Origin of the sequence: Ensifer sp. SL37 (assembly GCF_026672675.1) — a bacterium.
Classification (GTDB): Bacteria; Pseudomonadota; Alphaproteobacteria; order Rhizobiales; family Rhizobiaceae; genus Ensifer; species Ensifer adhaerens.
On record NZ_JAPPRN010000007.1, the window covers coordinates 189,067 to 206,678 of the forward strand.

A 17,612-nucleotide genomic window follows, 5' to 3' on the forward strand; every position below is an offset into this window, starting at 1 on the left:
AAGTTGGGCGATCTCGGCCGCGGTTTCTTGGGCTATCCGCCATGTTCGAAGACGGCTACGAAAACTGGCTGGGAACCTGGCTGGCCTGCAATAAGTTGCCTTCGTCACCGGCCAGACGCTTCACTTCTATGGCGGCGCCGCTCGATTGGAAAGGCTGCGCTATAGAGTGCTGCGGCTGGCCTTTTTTGGATGCTGTTTGGCACAAACAGCATCCTCATCATGTTTGAACTAGGGTTCGTAAGGAGCGACTGTCGGCACCATCAACTTTAACCTTTAAGGAAAAGACATGACCGACATCCCCATCATCATTGCAGGTGTCAAAATTCCCGATAGCTCCATGGCGAAGGCAGCAACGGAGCTAGTTCGAGATACGGAAACGGACCTGCTTTACCACCACTCGCGACGGGTCTTCCTGTTCGGCGCCCTGACGGGTGATCGCAAGGGCCTGAGCTACGACGCCGAACTACTCTACATCGGCGCCATGTTTCACGATATGGGCCTCATGGATTCGCACGCGAGCGAGACGGAACGCTTCGAGGTCGACGGTGCGAACGCGGCACGGGAATTCCTGAGCGCCTACGACATATCGGAGCGCGACGTCGACGACGTTTGGGACTCGATCGCGCTTCACACGACGCCGGGCATCCCTCAGTATAAGCGACCGACCGTCGCGCTCGTGACTGCCGGGGTCGAGATGGACGTGCTCGGCATCGGCTACGACGACTTCACAGATGAACAGCGTGAGGAAGTCTGCGCATGCCACCCGCGCGGCCTGAAGTTCAAGCACGGCATCCTGTCATCCTTCTGTATGGGAACGATCCGGAAGCCTGAGACCACATTTGGCAACGTGAAGGCGGACGTGCTCTCAAAGATGGATCCGACCTACCGACGTGTGGACTTCGCGGATCTCATTCTCCAGTCGATGTGGGAGAGCTAGGCGGCAACTACACTGTCCTATTGGGTGAGCTACTCTTCCATCTGTTGAAAGCTCGCTCTGTACTGACCGGGGGTGACGCTCAGCCTTCGTAGGAAGACCTGCCGCATACGGTGTGGTGTACCAAACCCGCATTCGAACGCGATCTCCTTGAGTGCCAGACGGCTTCCTTCCAATAGGTTGCGGGCGGCGTCCAGCCGGGCGTTCTCTACGAACTCGGCCGGCGTCGTTCGCGCCTGCTCCGCAAACAGACGTGCGAAGCTCCTGCGGCTCATGTGGATGTGGTCGGCAAGCTCGCCCACCGTCAGGCGGGACCTCAGGTTCGCCATGACAAACTCCGAGATCGCCGCCAGCGGAGACTTGGGATCCGCCGGCGCCACCACATATGGACTAAACTGCGACTGTCCGCCCTGGCGCTGGGCGACGACTACAAGACGCTTTGCGACTGTCAGAGCGATCTCCGTTCCGTGATCCTCCCTCACGATGGCGAGCGCAAGATCGATGCCGGCTGTCACTCCGGCCGAGGTCAGCAGACCGCCGTCCTTGACGTAGATACGGTCGCGGTCCACGACGGCGTCTGGGAAGCGCTCCGCCAGCGCGTCGGCATTTTGCCAATGCGTCGTCACCCGCTTTCCACCAAGAAGACCTGCATGTCCAAGGACGAACGCGCCCGTGCAAACCGATCCCGTTCGGACCGAAATCTTCGACAAGCGCCGGATGCATTCCAACATGCCCGTGTCCGGGAGGTCATCGGGAAGTTTCGGGCCGCCGGCTACGAGTACAAGATCGTAGCCGGCGGTGGCTTCGTCGTATGTTCGGTGCGCTTCCATCCTCATTCCGTTTGAGGCCGCGAAAATGCCCTGCGGTCCGACAACCTCGACCAGATATCTGTCGCCCTCCGGCAGAAGTGCATTCGCTTCCTCGAATACGTCCATCGGACCGGAAACGTCGATTGCTTGGACGCCGGGAAAGACGACAACAGCTACTGAGCGCATGCGAAGCTCCCGCCGTGGAATTCCTCACTGAGCACCATAGCCAACCCTTTGTTCAATCGGGATCGACCCGACATCGAAGAACCGTCCAATAAAACGATTTGGCTGCACCCTACGAACATCGCATGATTGTCTCGATCAGGCGCTCGCACGTCCGCACCACGTTCTTGATAGGTGCGGTCGCGACGCCGAGCAGCAGCCCTGCCTCCGCCATTTCAGCGGACGCGTACCAGGGCGAAAGCGGTGCGGGAAACGTGCCGAAGGTCAATGCATCCCTGGCGATCGCAACGTCGGGCGCGCCCTTAGGCAGTTTAAGGAGGACCGACAGGCCCGGAGTCGAGACCGAATCCGGGCCTAGGGCGTCGCTGAAATAGTCGAGAACCGGCTGCCGAGCCGCCGCGTAGGCACGTTTGATCCTTCTCAGATGCCGCATGTAGTGCCCTTCTCGTATGAACTCGGAAATCGCCAACTGAACCGACGGACCGGGAGGCGGAGACAGGCAGGCCGCCACTTCGGCGAACCGGCCTGCGAGTTCGGCAGGAGCGATAACGAAACCGAGCCGGAGGGCCGGACTGATCGTCTTGCTGAACGAACCGATGTGAATGACACGGCCGCCGTTATCGATCGAGGCGAGCGCCGGCGCAGCCCGCCCGCTTAACTGGAGTTCGCTCAGATAGTCGTCCTCGACGATCCAGGCTCCGGTGCGCTCCGCCCACGCGAGAAGTTGCAGCCGTCTCTGCAGAGAAAGTGTCGCGCCAAGTGGTGCTTGCTGGCCCGGCGTCAGCACCGCGAGCTTCGCTTCGGGGTAATTGCGTGTTCCGTGGTCGACGTTAAGGCCTTCGCCGTCGACGGGGACCGGGACCGGAAGCACATGAGCAAGTTCAAGTGCCCGCCGGGTCCAAGGAAATCCGGGATCCTCGAACCACGCGCTGTGGCCGTGCAGTCCGAGGACGTTGAGGGTCAGTCCAAATCCGCCTGCGAAGCCGCCGGTGATGATGACCTGAGAAGCCGAGCAGTTGATCCCTCTGGCCACGGCCAGATACGCTGCGATCTCACGTCTCAACTCGAGCTCTCCGCGAGGATCCGGGTACAGAGGCGGCGCACTCAGCTCGGCGCGAACGGCACTTGCACGCAGCCGGGCGAGCAATTTGGACGGGATCGTATGAGACGCCGGAACGCCCATCTGAAACAGTGCTGGCCCTTGAGTCATCTCAAGATACGCCTCAATAAATGAGCCTGCCGTCGGCGACGTGCCCCTTTTGGAACCGGAGCGGGGACGATCCGCCACCCGCGTTCCCGCGGCCCCCGAAGCTTCGATCAACTGCGCGGCGGCGAGCTTCTCGTAGGCGGTCCGTACCGTTCCCCGTGCGACACCGAGCTGGACTGCAAGGTCCTGCCACGAGGGAAGCCGTGCACCCGGTTCAAGTACCCCATCCTCTATGGCTCTGGCGATCCCATTGCGGATCTGCTCGGACAGGGAGCGTGATTCCGCCCGGTCCACGGTCAACTTCAGCAGCGTGTTCATCTGGCCATGGTACACTAATTCTTCGCGTTCTTGGTTCTTTTTTCTGGATCATGATGAGGGCATTTTGAATGCTTCTCTGAAGGAGAATGACCCATGAAACGATCGATAAATCGCGCTGCAACTGCACTTACGGCTGCAATTTCGATTGCGGGACCAGTGCCGGCCCACGACGCCGAGCGGGAAAGCGTCACGCCGAAGTTCGCCCACGCGCTCGCCAACATTCCCGGTAAGTCCATGCGCGTCGTCGAGGTTGACTACGCGCCCGGCGCTTCCTCGCTCCCGCACACGCGCGCTCCGTCCGCCTTCATCTACGCCTACGTCCTCTCGGGCGAGGTGGAGTCGAAGGTCAACGACGGCGAAACCCGTAGGTACAAGGCGGGCGAAAGCTGGTTCGAGGCGCCCGGCGCCGTTCACTCGATCAGCCGCAATGCCAGCGACACGGTGCCGGCAAGACTGCTTGCCGTCTTCGTCGTCGATACCGACGAGACGAAACTCACCACCCCTGTCAAGGAATAAAAGGAACTCGAACGATGACAAGAAGGCTCGACTACAATCAGGTTGCTCCAAACGGCGCCAAGGCGCTCGGCGGCGTCTACGGCTACGTGCTCCAGAGCGGTCTGCCGGGTGAACTGGTAGACCTCGTGTATCTGCGAGTATCCCAGATCAACAACTGCGCCTACTGCCTCGACATGCATACTCGCGAGCTCCTGAAGCGCGGCGTGAAGATCGAAAAGCTCGCGCTGGTTCAGGCATGGGAGGAAGGCGGCAACCTCTTCAGCGAGGCCGAGCGCGCTGCGCTTTCCTGGGCCGAAACCGTGACTCTTGTTGCGGAGACAGGCGTACCGGACGGCGCATACGAGGCGGCACGCCAGGTCTTCGACGAGAAGCAGCTTGTCGATCTTACGATCGCCATCAGCCTGATGAACAGCTACAATCGCATGGCGATCAGCTTCCGCAACACGCCTCAAGCGGTCCTCGAGACCTGACGGAGGACAGAACATGGCTGTCGTTGAAATTTCCGGCATTAGGATTCCGGACAGCAGGCTGGCCCGCGAAGCGAGCGAGTTCGTCCGAGAGATGGAAAGCACGTTGCTATTCGAGCACTCCACGCGTGTCTATTTCTGGGGCGCGCTGGCCGGGCAGCGGAGGGGCCTGAAATTCGATCGGGAACTGCTCTTCGCGGCGGCCATGTTCCACGACGTCGGCCTGACAGCCGGCTTCAAGGAGAGCAGACTGCGCTTCGAAGTCGACGGCGCGAACGCCGCCCGTGACTTCCTTCGCGGCCACGGCATCTCGGAAGAGGACATGCAGAAGGTCTGGCTCGCGATCGCGCTGCACACGACACCGGGGATTTCGGCACATCTGGACCCTATTGCTTGCCTGACCGCCGAAGGCGTCATGATGGACCTCGTCGGCGCCGACTATGACCGGTTCGACGAAGACCAGCGAGCTGCCGTCGAAGCAGCATATCCGCGCGGAGCCGGCTTCGCTGAAGGCCTACTCCAGGCACTTTACGATGGCCTGGAGCACCGACCGGACGTCACTCAGGGAACAGGTCTCGCCGACGTGATGGCGGACAAGAACGCTCATTTCCATCGCCGCAACTTCTGCTGCCTGATGCGGAATTCCCCGTGGGCATGCGACGATTGCAGCTCTAGTTAAGAGGTTTTCCCATGTCGAAAATACCAGAGGGAGTACGAATCCCTGACAGCCAGATTGCCCGCGAGGTCACCGAGTTCATCCGTGACACCGAGAGCGACTTGCTCTTTCATCACTCCGTTCGGGTCTACTTCTGGGGAGCGATGACCGGAAACAGAAAGCGAATGATCTTCGACCCTGAACTGCTTTACACGGCTTGCATGTTCCACGACCTCGGACTGACGGAGCAGTATGGCGACAGCCAACTCCGCTTCGAGGTCGACGGCGCGACTGCGGCAGCCGACTTCCTCCGAAGCCGTGGGATCGCGCCAGGGCAGATCGAGATCGTCTGGAACGCTGTCGCGCTTCACACCACTCCCGGCATTCCGGAATTCATGCGCACGGAGGTCGCACTGGTTCAGGCGGGCGCCGGAATGGACGTGGTCGGACGTGGTTTCGACGAGTTTTCCCCCGCGGAACGCGAGGCTGTCGTCGCAGCATATCCTCGCGAGGACGCCTTCGCAGACGGCATCATTGAAGCCTTCTATCATGGAATGAAGCATCGTCCTAAGAGCACGTTCGGTACATTCAACGACGACGTCCTCGCGTTCAAGGATCCAACGTTCGAGCGGGTCGACATCTGCAAGGCGATATTCAGCTCCCGATGGAAAGTCGAGCCTCGCCGCTGCGGAAACGCTTGCGATCACGCTCATTGAGCAAATGAGAATTTCCGGGTCTGCCGACGTTCACCTCTGCTCGCTACTGCGGATGTTGGATTGCCGAGCCCCTGCGCACTCGATAAGAGGAAAAATACGACCATGAAGACACGAACGTTTCTCGTCACTGGTGCGAGCAGAGGCATTGGCAGAGCGCTGTCACATCGCCTTGCCGAATCCGGCCATCTGGTTGTCGGCATCGCACGTGGGAAGGACTCGACCTTCCCTGGGGAGCTGGCCGCTATCGATCTCGATGACGACAGCGCTGCCGCCGAGGCATTGGCAGACATGGCGAAGAAGTACTCCTTCGACGGAGTGGTGAACAATGTCGGGATGGCCAAGCTCCACCGTCTCGGGGAGATCGATCTGGCCGACGTCGACGACATGCTCCGCTTGAATATCCACTCGACAATCCAGACCACCCAGGCCGTCCTGCCAAGTCTCATGGAGAAGAGATGGGGAAGGATCGTTAACGTGACAAGCCTTGTGACGACCGGGACACCGCTCAGGAGCGGATACGCGGCTGCGAAGGCCGCGGTCAACAGTCTCACGCGAACATGGGCGATGGAACTCGCCGAGACCGGCGTGACCGTCAACGCCGTTGCGCCCGGTCCGACCGAGACCGAGATGTTTCGGCGAAACACCCCCTCTGGTAGCGAGGCCGAAGCTCGCTTTCTTTCGATGATTCCGATGAGGCGCCTGGGTAAGCCGGAGGAGATCGCCGCCGCGATCGCCTTTCTGCTCTCGGAGGACGCATCCTACATTTCCGGACAGATCCTCTTCGCGGATGGTGGCGGCTCTGTAGGACGAGCCTCAGTCTGACAGTTCATAAAGAACGGGCCGTCTCCAGCGACGGCCCGTGAAGTTTTGCACCCCTGGAACCAGAACTATCCGCTCCCGCTAAAGATTGCGAGCGATCAATGATCACGAGAAATGAATGCGGGCCTCCTCGAGCATTGCCACGACCTCGTCCGAGACCAGGCGGATCAAAGGGTCTCTCTTGTCGCACCTGCGTGTGAGCAGGAACACCTCCCTGTTTGGGGGAAGCGGACCGAGATCGCAGCGTCGCTGCGACCAATATAGTGAGGTAGGAGCGTCAGCCCCGCTCCGGACCGTGCGGCGACGGATTGAGCGAAGTGGTCGTTCGCCCGAAAGGCGACACGGGCGCGCGGAAAATGCGTTGTCACCCATGCCGCTGCCGGAAAATGCGCGTCCCCATTTTTCGACAAGCTATTGAATTCATGTGCGAATTAAGGCCTCCTAAGCAAGCCATTTTGGACCAATTTTTCGATTCAACCTGGCGACCAGCTCCCGCACGAAAAGTGACGTCTTTCCAACAACGTGGGCAATCTCTGCCGTAGTTTCTTCGGCCATCCGTCGTGTTCGAAGACGGCTAGGAAAACTGGCTGGGGACCCGCAGCAATGGCTGCTGTGGGGGGCCGGGAACTGACCCTCCGGTCTTGGACGTGGAGAATGAAATAGCTGCCATAAGTGCGGCGGCCTCCATGGCTGCTTCCGACCCCAATGGAAACGTTCGACTGAGTTCGTGTATCGCCTAGAAGCGGACAATGGCAGGCTATGGGCCCGCTGAACCGTCCGATTACCCACTTCCTATCGGCCTAATTCCAAGGGTCGTAGCAGACCGCTTAGCTTCGGCCGCCAGTGCCGCGAAATGCTCTCGGCGCCCGCTCGATTGGCGGAAGTACAGGCCGACGGCCCGCGTTTCCGTCCAGCCCATGATCTCCAGCAGCCTGACATCCTCCACGTTTTGGAGTTCCGCTCGAGCGTAGAGTTCGGGAAATAACGAACACCCCATGCCGATGGACACCATCTGTCGAATGGCATCGAGACTGGTGCCCTCGTAGTCGTTGACGACAATGCCGCCGCTAACTTGCGCGAGATCACGAACATTTTCGAGTAGCCGATTGCCGCTGCCGAGGGCCAGCAGCCGTTCCCCGCTCAGATCGCCAAGAGCCGCGACTGCGCCTTCTGCGATTCGATGATCAGTCGGGACGCCGAGATAGAGCCGTTCCGTGCCGATCTCGATGAAAGCTAGTCCTGGATCCTCGCAGGTCGGTCCGATCCCGAAACGACATGCGTAATAGATAAAGCCTAATGAGATGATTGCAACAATCAATTGGCGCTATCGGCCGGGACCTCCCACCTCTCTGTCGTCCAAACCATGGAGGTTTCTGATGGACCAGTTCTTGAAATCGCTTCGTCATCGTCGCGCCGCGATTCAGCAACGTATCGAGGAAGAGCCAAGATCTACATCGTCGAGGACCGCCCCGCGGCCATTGAAACCGCGGTCGTTGAGGGACGTCTCGAAAAGCTTCTTGAGTGCATGCAGCTTGAGACTGTCGGGACGAGGCCGCGTCTACCCGTAGGCGAAACCTTCGTCCATGGAGCGCGCCTGACGCTGGCGACGATGAATGATCTGATGGATGTCGTCGCGCGCGACAGGCAGTCGCTTGGCGGGCTGATCAGGATCGGTACGCCGCCGATCCTACACTGCGTCAATTGGATTACATCATCGCGGTGGCGGAGTGCGGCCATTTCAGCATAGCCGCCAAACGCTGCCATGTTTCGCAGCCGACGCTGTCGGTCCAGATAGGTCTGGTGGAAGACAATCTCGGAGTTCAGATTTTCGAGCGTACGTCTTCGGCGGTGCTGACAACAAGATCCGGATATGCGCGATGGATGGGTGGAAGGAAGGACGGCAGGAAATAGGGGCCAAAGCTTAGACTGCGGTTTCGCGAGCAAATCGAGTTTATCGAGCGGCTCAATCGCCGAGGCGAGGTGATGACGATACCCGTCGTCGTGCGCCGACGCTTTGCGCCGGCGTCCGCTCGCCTGCGCGACTGATGGCCATGCACATTTGACCGCATCAACCCGCGAAGTTCAGTCGCATCATTGGGTATACCGCCGTGGCGTTGGTCGTGACGTCGCTCGCGGCCGATGCGGGCATCGAGGCGGCGGTCGCATGGGTTAGCGAATGGGCGGCTGACTGTTGGCTGGCTTCTATCGTCCAATTGTCGGCCCCGGTCGACGGGCCGGCGATCGCCATTATCTGGCTGATCGGGGTTGTTTTGCTGGGCGCTCTGGCGCTCCTGCTGTCGCGAATGACCCGGCGACTTCAATAAACGTCGAAACCGTGGCACGCCTTTGACGGTAGCCACGGTCACTAATTCCTGTAGTCCGGGCCCCTCTGGCGAGAGATGCCGGTCCTCTCGCGATGTCGGACGCCAACATTTTTGGCAAAGGGCCGGCTGGAGACTTATCGTGGAACTCGCATTCTTGTTCGCCGACTGGCTCGGCAAACCTGGATGTGGCTCGGCTTCATCACTATAGTCATTGCGCTCCTGGTCTTCGACCTCGGCGTCCTTCATCGCGACAACCATGAGATAGAGGTTCGCGAAAGCCTCATCCTGTCGTCGATGTACATCACTCTCGGTCTCGCCTTCGGCGGCTGGGTCTGGTGGCAGCTTGGCACGGAATCAGGCATGAACTATCTGACCGGTTTCGTCGTCCAAAAGACGTTGGCCCTCGACAACGTCTTCGTCATCGCGCTGATCTTTTCGTTCTTTGCGGTTCCGCGCAAATATCAGCACCGCGTTCTCTTCTGGGGCATCCTGGGTGTGATCGTGCTGCGCGCCATCATGATCGGTCTCGGTGCGACGCTCGTCTCCCAGTTCTCGTGGGTGCTCTACGTCTTCGCCGCGTTCCTCGTGATCACCGGCCTCAAGATGCTTTGGATCGGCGACAAGGAGCCGGAGATCGGCAAGAATCCAGTCGTCGGATTCTTGCGGAGGCGTTTCAACGTGACGGACGAACACCACGGCCAGGACTTCTTCGTCAAGAAGCCCGACCCCAGCACTGGCAAGATCGTCTGGTTTATGACGCCGCTCTTCATGGCGCTGGTTATGGTCGAGATCGCAGACGTGATCTTTGCGGTGGACTCGGTGCCGGCGATCTTCGCCATCACGACGGATCCGTTCATCGTCTACACGTCGAACATCTTCGCGATCCTCGGCTTGCGCGCGCTCTATTTTACTCTCGCCGCCATGATCCACCGGTTCCAGTACCTGAAGCCGGCACTGGCGATCGTCCTGATCTTCATCGGCTCGAAGACCTTCATCGCCGACCTCGTAGGGCTTGAGAAGTTCCCCGCGGCGCTGTCCCTCGGCATCACTTTCGCGATCATCGCCTCGGGCGTGATCTGGAGCCTCGTCAAGACGCGGCCTCCGGTGGCGACAACGCATGACCGTAATGCATGACCAACACCAGCGCGGATTCTGATCAAAACCACGAGCGCGCCCACGCCGCCGCGCTCGAACCGATGGCGACGGCCATCGTCGAGGATATTTTGGCCTACTGCTCCGATCGAGACCGGGTCTCGGTCGGGGAAGTAATCAACCGGTTGGGCAGCTCAGGCCTTGCGGTATCGGTGCTCATGCTGGTCCTGCCGGCACGTCTGCCTATTCCTGGGCCATATCCGCCTGTGCTGGCGATTGCGATGATTGCACTGGCGCTCATCCTGAAGGACGGACTGGCTTTGATCATTGCCTTCGTCGCTGCAATGCTCGCGGCAGCCTGTATTGGAGGCCTCATGTGGTTCGGCAACGAATTTCTGGTGCCGCTATTTTCGTTCTGGCAGGTCGGCTAACGCCATCTAAGGCCACAAAGCGGCCTGTCCGCTTCCCACCCCTGAATCGCCATCGCGTCCACTCGAGCAGACCGTCTGGATTTAGGGAATCCGAGAGGCGGTCTGAACGACCGATTTGGAGGCGCGAAGCTGCCCCTAGAAAATCGCGCCTCCGTGTCGACTTCGGACCGGAAGAGGCCGCTGATGGCATTTGCTACCTAATACCGGACTTCCGCCCATGTCGTGTGATCACTCGCGAGTAACAAGACGGGGAGGACGCCCCGGCGTCCGGTATGCAAAATATAAAGCAATTGCATTGAAACGGGTCCCGCGCATGAACACGCGGGACCCCGGCTATCACGCGATGTCGACGACGAGCTTTCCGTCAACCTTGCCACCTTCAATCAGCTCGTGAGCCGTCATCACACTTTCGAGGGTGAAGGACCGACTGTCGAGCCGCGGCATCAACTGGCCCTTTTCCGCGAGGCGCGTCGCTTCCTTCATGATGTCTCCGTGATGTTCACGGCCTTCGCCAGTGAGCAGCGGTAGCAATGTGAATACGCCGGAATATGTCGCGGCCTTGAATGATAGTGGGGCGAGAGCGTGTGTGCCCCAGCCGAGGCAGCTAACCACGTGCCCAAAGCGGGCGACCGCCTTGAACGCGGTGTCCAGGCCAGCGCCGCCAATGGTGTCGTAGACGATGTCGAAACCTCGTCCTTGTGTGTACTTGGCGACATAATCCTCGACGGTCTCTGTGGCGTAATCGATCGGCGTCGCATCGAGGCTCTTGATGTAGTCAGCCTTGCGCGCGCCATCGACTGCGTAAACATCCGCGCCAAACGATTTGGCAATCTGGACTGCTACGTGTCCGACCCCGCCACCGCCACCGAGAACGAGCACCTTCTGGCCAGCCCGGATGCCGACGCGATCCACAAGGCCTTCCCACGCAGTGATGAATATGAGGGGTAGAGCGGCCGCCTCACGCATGGAAAGGTGAGATGGCTTGATGGCCAGCAACCGTGCATCGATGGCCGCAAATTCTGCCAGCGAACCTTGAACGCCGCCCACTCCGCCTGTCATGCCGTAGACCTCGTCACCGCGGCGAAATCCGGTCACGCCTGCGCCGACTTCCTCGACGACCCCAGCAAGGTCGATACCCAGGATTGCGGGGAGAGGGTGCCGGGCATGAGCGGCTGCTCCTGCCCGGATTTTCGTGTCCAGGGGATTCACGCCGCTCGCCTTTACGCGGACGAGTACCTGACCTTCGGCCGCAGTTGGTCGTGCGATCTGCGCGACGCGGAATTCGGTGCCGTGATTGTCGAGAACTAATGCTTTCATCGTGCCCATAGGATTGATCCCTTTCAGTTGATGTCAGCACTTTGCTATGGAGTTATCCGCATGGAAATCATATAGATTGCATGTTGATCATGCACTTTTGAATGGTCGTAAGTTATGATGGAATGGAGCGATGTCCGTCTTTTCCTTGCGATCGCGAGGGAGGGAACGCTGGGTGCGGCCGCGAGGAAGTTGGGTCTGACGCAGCCAACAATGGGAAGACGACTAAAGAGTCTTGAGGCCGCGGTCGGCCACTCGCTGTTCCAGCGCACACCGGACGGGTTTGTTCTGACAGATGAGGGCACCGTCGTGATGGGGCACGCGGAACGGATGGAGGAGGAGGCGCTGGCACTCCAGCGCCAGCTTGCGGGCACCGAGAACACGTTGTCCGGAACCTTGCGGATCTCGTGCTCTGACTGGTTCGGCATTCATATTCTCGCCCCCATCCTTGCAGATTTCAGACGTGTGCATACCAACGTAATCGTCGAGATCCTCACGGATTCCAGGCTTTTGAACCTTGCGCGTCGCGAAGCGGATCTGGTCTTCCGCATCAAGCCCTTCACGGAGCCGGAAGTCATCTCACGCAAGTTGCTTCACATTCCCTATGGCCTGTATGTAGCCAAAGGATCGGACGACCCTTCGCCTGGCACTGGAGAAGGATTCAGTATGATCATTATGGACGAGGCTTTTGGAAGCATGCCGGACGTAGGCTGGCTCAAGGGCCGGTTCCCCAATGCCAACGTTTCGATGCGAAGCAATAATCGCGATGTTCAGGCGAGGTTATGCGCGGGTGGTGCAGGCATGGCGGTTCTTCCGAGGCCGTTGGGGGATTCGATGGACGTCTTGAAACGCATCGATGTGTTAGAGCCTCCTCCTGGAAGGGACACGTGGATGGGGTACCACCAGGATCTCCGGCGCCTTCCACGGCTGCGGGCTTTTATTCAGTTTGTTGGTGAACAAGCACAAACGATGCAACGACGATATGGCGAATTCAATTCGTTCAATATTCGATAGAGTAGTGCGTCGGATGCGTGTCTGTGATCCGGCGCTGCATGAATTTTGTCGATGCCGAAATTGGGAGCTCAATTCTGAGAGCGACTACCTCAGGTTATCCGCCAGAAAACCTCCGAGCGATTTTGCCTCGTTGGACAAACTTGCCCGACCTTTCACAAGTGCTATCTCAGACGCTGGCTGATCATCGAAGCCATCAGCAGGACCGAGCTGCCGGTGGTCGGAAAGCACGGCATCGGATGGCAACAGACTGATCCCGAGGCCCGAAGCGACCGCTGCCTGCACACCCATCAAGCCTTGGCTCGTATAGGCGATCCTCCAACGGCGACCGCTTTGCTCGATAGCGCGGATGGCCCGATCCCGGTAGATGCATCCGACGGGAAACACCGCAAGTGGCACGGGGTCGGTCTCGACGAAACGCGTGGCGCATCGTACCCAAACCAGTTTTTCCTTCCAACTGGCAAGACATTGCCCATTACCGGGTTCGCGCTTGATCAGCGCGAGGTCGATTTCGCCAGCGTCCAATTGGCGTCGAAGCTCTGTGCTCCAGCCGCTGACAGTGTCGAGTCTGATATGGGGCGATGCCGCTGAAAATCCTGACAAGAGGTCGATCAGGCGTCGTCCGGCAAAATCCTCCGGCACCCCAAGGCGCACGGTTCGGGGTGCCAAAGGTTTCCGCATGACTTCGGCGGCTTCCGCTGCGGTCGCAAGTATCCTGCGGGCATAGCTCAGCAGTAATTCCCCAGCCTCAGTCGTCTCGACGGTTCCGGACGATTTGTCCCGACGCAGCAGGATAGAACCGATGTTGAGCTCAAGCTTCTTGATCTGCTGGCTCACTGTCGATTGCGTCCGGTGCACCCGCTCGGCGGCCTTAGTGAAGCCGCCGCAATCGACGACGGCAACGAAGGTGTTCAGAAGGTCTAGATCGAAGCCTAAGGTCATTTGATTCATCGATTGCCTACATGGTTATATTTAATTTTCCAATGATTGATGTGTTTGTCAATGTCGGGCTGAACAATGAGGAGAAGATGTGACATTGCCCGGAGCCAGACCAACATGGTTGACCTTTGATTGCTACGGAACCCTGATCCAGTGGGACGAGGGGCTGCTGGCGGCGATAAACAGGATACTGTTCGCAAAAGGTGGCGATATCGCTCAGAAAACCTTCATCGCAGTCTATGACCGACATGAACACGCACTCGAAGCGGAGCGTCCCCACCGAACTTTTACCGAGGTCAGCGCCCTTGCTCTGGAAAGGGCGATGGTCGAATTCGGCATTCCGTTTGAGGCGGCTGATGCCGACATCCTGACCTCGTCCATCGGCGAGTTGCCGCCGTTTCCGGAGGTCGTCGCAACGCTGGAGACATTGAAGGCTGCTGGTTTCCACCTTGCGATCGTCTCGAACACCGACGACGCCATCATTGCCGGAAATGTCGCTCAACTGGGCGGCTCAATCGACCGCGTTGTCACGGCTGAGCAGGCTGGTGCCTACAAGCCTTCCAGCCAGATTTTTCGTCACGCCTGGAAAAGCCTTGGTGTTGAAATGAAAGATCTGGTGCACATCTGCGCTAGCCCACATCTGGACCTTGCCGCGGCGCGTGAGCTTGGATTCCGCGCAGTTTGGGTTGACCGTGGCACCGGCCGCAAACCACTTCCCGATTACAACCCGGATGCAATAGTCCCGACACTCGACAAGGTACCTGCCATCCTTGCCGCAGCAGGCTGGATGTAACCCTGAGGAGACACGAATGGCGCATGAGCTGAATATCTCGAAGCCAAACCACGCTCTTCGGCAGAGGCTCCCGCTGGATAGCGAGGAAATCTGGCAGGCGAGGGTCGATCTTGCTGCCTGCCTTCGCATGGCTGCTCGTCTAGGTCTTGAAGAGGGCATCTGCAATCATTTCTCGGCCGTTGTGCCCGGCCATCCCGATCTCTTCATCGTCAACCGGCTCGGCTGGGCGTTTCAGGAGGCGACGGCTTCATCGCTGTTGATTTGTGATTTCGATGGGAATGTGGTCGTCGGTGACGGCGTCCCAGAGGCGACTGCCTTCTACATCCATGCGCGGCTTCACAAGATGTCGCCGCGGGTGGGTGCCGCGTTTCATACCCATATGCCGAACGCCACCGCCCTGAGCATGCTTGAAGGTGAGCCATTTGTCTGGGCCGGGCAAACGGCGCTTAAGTTCTACGGCCGTGTTGCAGTCGATGAGAACTATAACGGTCTCGCGCTGGACGAAAGCGAAGGCGACAGGATCGCCTCGGCCCTGGGTGACAGCGACATCCTGTTCATGAGAAATCATGGCGTCATGGTTTGTGCACCCAACATCGCTGAGGCTTGGGACGATCTCTACTACCTTGAGCGCGCCGCCGAAGTTCAGCTGAAGGCGATGGGCTCGGGCCGCAAACTTCTGCCGGTTTTGCCTGATGTCGCCGCCGAGGCAGCCCGGCAAATGCGGGAAGGGGATCCGGAAAGTGCTAGGATGCATCTGCAAAGCATCCGGAGGGTGCTTGAGCGCCAGGCGCCAGACTTTCTAAACACGAGTGGCAATTCGGGCGAATGCTGACGCTCGCTCGACGCACCGAGCTTGAAGTACTGTGTGTACGAATCCTCGCAATCGTCCTCAGACTGATAGGCCGGCGCCCGCCGTTCGAAATGGAGCAGCGTCAGCTCTAAGTCATATCGCGTCGACTTGAGCAGACCGTCTGCACTCAGGGAAAACCGAAAGGCGCTGTGTACGATCGATGTGAGCGCGCAAGTCTTAGTACGCGCGCGTAAAGCCGCCATCGTGCAAGATGTTCAAACCTGTCATGTGGTCCGAGAATTGCGAAAGCAAGCCCTCGACCACATTCGCAACCTCCGCCGGCTCGCCATATTTCCTGAGTGGAACATTGTCCGTCTCGATGGCGAGTTGCGACTCAAAAGAAATGCCATTCTTTTGCGCCCGCGCTTCGAGCTTGTCTCGGTACCACGGCGAGAGTGTACCGCCCAGGGACAGGGTGTTGACGTGAATCCCGCGGTTCCCGAGCGCAAAGGCGAGTGTCTTCGCTCCGCCGATCCAAGCTGTCCTGATGACGTTGGCGGTTGCGTAATGGCTCAATACTTGTGCCAACGATATGCCCGAGATGATGACAATTTTGGCTCGGTGGCCCTGGGCAGGGTTCGGGTTCATGCGCGCCACCGCTCCCTTTAGCAGGGCCAGCGGGCCGATGAAGCTCACCTCAAACAGATGGCGCCATACGTCAGGGGTCGGCATGGGGTCGTCGTTAGAATGCGGCTGGGGGGGCATCAGCACCACCCCATCGAGAGAGACTTGCTCGCTTTCCATTCTCGCAGTGAAAGCATTGATGGCGCGATCCTCGCCCATGTCGGTCGCCCACGCACGGTGCCCGCCACCAAGCGTCACCGCTAAAGCATCAAGTTTGGCCTGATCACGTGCCACAAGGATTAGCGAATGAAGCGGCGCCAATCTTCGGCAGATCGCCTCACCGATGCTACCGGTTGCGCCGGTTATCAAATAGGTTGCCATTTATAGATCCGCTAACGGTGCAGCAGGCTCTCAATAGGCAGCTCAAGGCAGGCCACAGCATGCGGTCGCTTAAACCGTCCCACTGTCGTGACCTCAGCCTTACAGCGCGGCAATCGTGCTTCGCTTCATCTGGTTCGATGGTCTTGGTGTCCAAATCTACTTCCCAGGCGAACGCGCATCGACACGACTAGCGTGTGTTGGATTGAGCTTCTGCCGTTGTGAGAAGCCCTGAGGGGTCAAGTGCGAGAACTCTGCTTACGCAATTGATAACCGGTTTGATAATTGTTCAGCCGGCACCTTGGGACACACTTGGCTGCCATAGTCCCTCGGGGCTCACCGACCGGCGCCTGGCGTACACAATATTCACCGTTTCGAATTCATACCCCGCAATCTGGGCAGCATCCGTCTCTGTACGGGCGATGGCCCCCGTCGAGAGAGACCATCACAGTCAGCGCATGTCGCGATCGAACCCACCGCGCGCTCGAACACGGCCCCACTGCGTGCCTCTGGCAGTGGAAGTTCGATCCGCGGCCAGATCTGCCTATTTTGCCGGGGGCTTGTACGAAGATGAGATTGTGTGCGCCTTCTCTTGCGCAGCCTTGAATTCCGCGCCCGTGTAGGCTCGCACAGTTTTGACATTCGATACGGCTCCCGATGCGCTCACGACGAGAAGTGCGGGGATCAGGTCAGCGTCATCCTCGAATTCCGTGATCGCCATCCAGTCGGTTTCGCCGGTCGTGAGGTAGAAAGAATGCAGTTTCCCACCCGCTGCTTCCATGATGTCGCGTGCCGCCTCTTCTCGGTTCGATGGATTGTCAATCAATCCTTTCGCCGACGTGGCTGTATAGCACCCTGTGGTTACAAACGTTGGCATAGAACATCCTCCCGCGATATGGGCAGATCGCGTGATCTGCCGAACAGTCACTATCTCATCTTGGCATTAGACGAACGTCGGACCGCAGGGCGCTAATGGTCGCCGTCTACCTCGACGCTGTCATGGTGGCCGGCTCGCTTGGCGCAACGATCTGCTCGTTTTGCCGTTCTACTCAGCCGGCACCTTGGGACACACTTGGCAGCCAAAGCCCCTCGGCTCCACGCCATCCGACAGCTGGAATGTCGCACTTTCGATCAAACTCGCCGATCGGCGCCTCGCGCGCGCAATTCTTTGTCGTTTCGAATTCATGTCTCGCAACCTGGCCAGCATCCGTCTCTGCACGGGCGATGGCGCACGTGGAGAGAACCAGCACGATCAGCGCGAGCAAGAATCTCGGCATGTCAAGCTCCTCCTG

General features: G+C 59.2%; 21 protein-coding genes. 14 read left to right on the forward strand and 7 right to left on the reverse strand.

All coding sequences use genetic code 11. The features are described 5' to 3' along the window. Positions 1-295: 295 nt before the first annotated feature. Positions 296-937 (forward strand): HD domain-containing protein, encoded by a 642-nt coding sequence (locus OVA00_RS32945; RefSeq protein WP_097542934.1) that lies wholly within the window; start codon positions 296-298, stop codon positions 935-937. Between the two features lie 29 nt (positions 938-966). Here OVA00_RS32945 and OVA00_RS32950 read toward each other — a convergent pair whose 3' ends face one another. Together OVA00_RS32950 and pdxR are read right to left on the reverse strand one after the other, a co-directional pair. After that, positions 967-1,929 carry a GlxA family transcriptional regulator gene (locus OVA00_RS32950; protein ID WP_097542903.1) on the reverse strand — a complete coding sequence of 321 codons (963 nt, stop codon included), beginning with the start codon at positions 1,927-1,929 and terminating at the stop codon, positions 967-969. A 109-nt stretch (positions 1,930-2,038) separates the two neighbouring features. Next, positions 2,039-3,451 (reverse strand): MocR-like pyridoxine biosynthesis transcription factor PdxR, encoded by a 1,413-nt coding sequence (gene pdxR, locus OVA00_RS32955; protein ID WP_112773137.1) that lies wholly within the window; start codon positions 3,449-3,451, stop codon positions 2,039-2,041. A gap of 93 nt (positions 3,452-3,544) precedes the next feature. Here pdxR and OVA00_RS32960 point away from each other — a divergent pair, with 93 nt between their 5' ends. From OVA00_RS32960 to OVA00_RS32980, 5 genes are read left to right on the forward strand one after another with little or no spacing between them, the layout of a single operon-like run. Then, positions 3,545-3,967, forward strand: a complete 423-nt coding sequence (locus OVA00_RS32960) for a cupin domain-containing protein (protein WP_268090480.1) — start codon at positions 3,545-3,547, stop codon at positions 3,965-3,967. 14 nt (positions 3,968-3,981) lie between these two features. Then, positions 3,982-4,437, forward strand: coding sequence for a carboxymuconolactone decarboxylase family protein (locus tag OVA00_RS32965; protein WP_097542905.1), 456 nt, complete (start codon positions 3,982-3,984; stop codon positions 4,435-4,437). Positions 4,438-4,450: 13 nt separating this feature from the next. Further along, the gene (locus OVA00_RS32970; RefSeq protein ID WP_112773121.1) at positions 4,451-5,113 is read left to right on the forward strand and encodes an HD domain-containing protein; all 663 of its coding nucleotides are present in this window, start codon (positions 4,451-4,453) and stop codon (positions 5,111-5,113) included. Between the two features lie 11 nt (positions 5,114-5,124). Next, on the forward strand, positions 5,125-5,805 hold the full coding sequence (locus OVA00_RS32975) for an HD domain-containing protein (protein WP_268090481.1): 681 nt from the start codon (positions 5,125-5,127) through the stop codon (positions 5,803-5,805). Between the two features lie 60 nt (positions 5,806-5,865). Beyond that, positions 5,866-6,627 (forward strand): SDR family oxidoreductase, encoded by a 762-nt coding sequence (locus OVA00_RS32980; protein WP_326494157.1) that lies wholly within the window; start codon positions 5,866-5,868, stop codon positions 6,625-6,627. A 778-nt stretch (positions 6,628-7,405) separates the two neighbouring features. Here OVA00_RS32980 and OVA00_RS32985 read toward each other — a convergent pair. Beyond that, positions 7,406-7,942, reverse strand: a complete 537-nt coding sequence (locus OVA00_RS32985; RefSeq protein WP_268090482.1) for a LysR substrate-binding domain-containing protein — start codon at positions 7,940-7,942, stop codon at positions 7,406-7,408. A 45-nt stretch (positions 7,943-7,987) separates the two neighbouring features. Between OVA00_RS32985 and OVA00_RS32990 the strand changes: the two genes are divergently transcribed. From OVA00_RS32990 to OVA00_RS33010, 5 genes are all read left to right on the forward strand, one after another. Beyond that, positions 7,988-8,371: a hypothetical protein gene (locus OVA00_RS32990; protein WP_268090483.1), complete on the forward strand. Its 384-nt coding sequence runs from the start codon at positions 7,988-7,990 to the stop codon at positions 8,369-8,371. After that, positions 8,344-8,535, forward strand: coding sequence for a LysR family transcriptional regulator (locus OVA00_RS32995; RefSeq protein ID WP_326494173.1), 192 nt, complete (start codon positions 8,344-8,346; stop codon positions 8,533-8,535). Before OVA00_RS32990 ends, OVA00_RS32995 begins: the two co-directional genes overlap by 28 nt. Positions 8,536-8,744: 209 nt before the next feature. Beyond that, positions 8,745-8,948, forward strand: coding sequence for a hypothetical protein (locus OVA00_RS33000; protein ID WP_146749603.1), 204 nt, complete (start codon positions 8,745-8,747; stop codon positions 8,946-8,948). Positions 8,949-9,131: 183 nt separating this feature from the next. Beyond that, positions 9,132-10,082 carry a TerC family protein gene (locus OVA00_RS33005; protein ID WP_414436894.1) on the forward strand — a complete coding sequence of 317 codons (951 nt, stop codon included), beginning with the start codon at positions 9,132-9,134 and terminating at the stop codon, positions 10,080-10,082. After that, entirely contained in the window at positions 10,079-10,471 is a 393-nt protein-coding gene (locus tag OVA00_RS33010; protein ID WP_112773129.1) for an exopolysaccharide biosynthesis protein, read from the forward strand. Before OVA00_RS33005 ends, OVA00_RS33010 begins: the two co-directional genes overlap by 4 nt. 336 nt (positions 10,472-10,807) lie before the next feature. On the opposite strand, the gene OVA00_RS33015 is transcribed toward OVA00_RS33010, so the two are convergent. Beyond that, on the reverse strand, positions 10,808-11,797 hold the full coding sequence (locus tag OVA00_RS33015) for a zinc-dependent alcohol dehydrogenase family protein (protein WP_181529644.1): 990 nt from the start codon (positions 11,795-11,797) through the stop codon (positions 10,808-10,810). 108 nt (positions 11,798-11,905) lie between these two features. Here OVA00_RS33015 and OVA00_RS33020 point away from each other — a divergent pair, with 108 nt between their 5' ends. Further along, on the forward strand, positions 11,906-12,799 hold the full coding sequence (locus OVA00_RS33020) for a LysR family transcriptional regulator (RefSeq protein ID WP_112773138.1): 894 nt from the start codon (positions 11,906-11,908) through the stop codon (positions 12,797-12,799). An 84-nt stretch (positions 12,800-12,883) separates the two neighbouring features. Here the strand turns inward: OVA00_RS33020 and OVA00_RS33025 are convergent, their stop codons facing one another. Next, on the reverse strand, positions 12,884-13,738 hold the full coding sequence (locus OVA00_RS33025; protein ID WP_112773139.1) for a LysR substrate-binding domain-containing protein: 855 nt from the start codon (positions 13,736-13,738) through the stop codon (positions 12,884-12,886). Positions 13,739-13,826: 88 nt separating this feature from the next. Between OVA00_RS33025 and OVA00_RS33030 the strand changes: the two genes are divergently transcribed. Next, complete coding sequence (locus tag OVA00_RS33030; protein WP_112773131.1) at positions 13,827-14,528, forward strand: haloacid dehalogenase type II; 702 nt, start codon at positions 13,827-13,829, stop codon at positions 14,526-14,528. A 16-nt stretch (positions 14,529-14,544) separates the two neighbouring features. After that, the gene (locus OVA00_RS33035) at positions 14,545-15,360 is read left to right on the forward strand and encodes an aldolase (protein ID WP_112773132.1); all 816 of its coding nucleotides are present in this window, start codon (positions 14,545-14,547) and stop codon (positions 15,358-15,360) included. A 195-nt stretch (positions 15,361-15,555) separates the two neighbouring features. Here OVA00_RS33035 and OVA00_RS33040 read toward each other — a convergent pair whose 3' ends face one another. After that, a complete protein-coding gene (locus OVA00_RS33040) occupies positions 15,556-16,323 on the reverse strand; it encodes an SDR family oxidoreductase (protein ID WP_112773133.1) in 768 nt (255 codons plus the stop codon). A 541-nt stretch (positions 16,324-16,864) separates the two neighbouring features. Next, on the reverse strand, positions 16,865-17,197 hold the full coding sequence (locus tag OVA00_RS33045; protein ID WP_112773092.1) for a GYD domain-containing protein: 333 nt from the start codon (positions 17,195-17,197) through the stop codon (positions 16,865-16,867). Between the last annotated feature and the right edge of the window lie 415 nt (positions 17,198-17,612).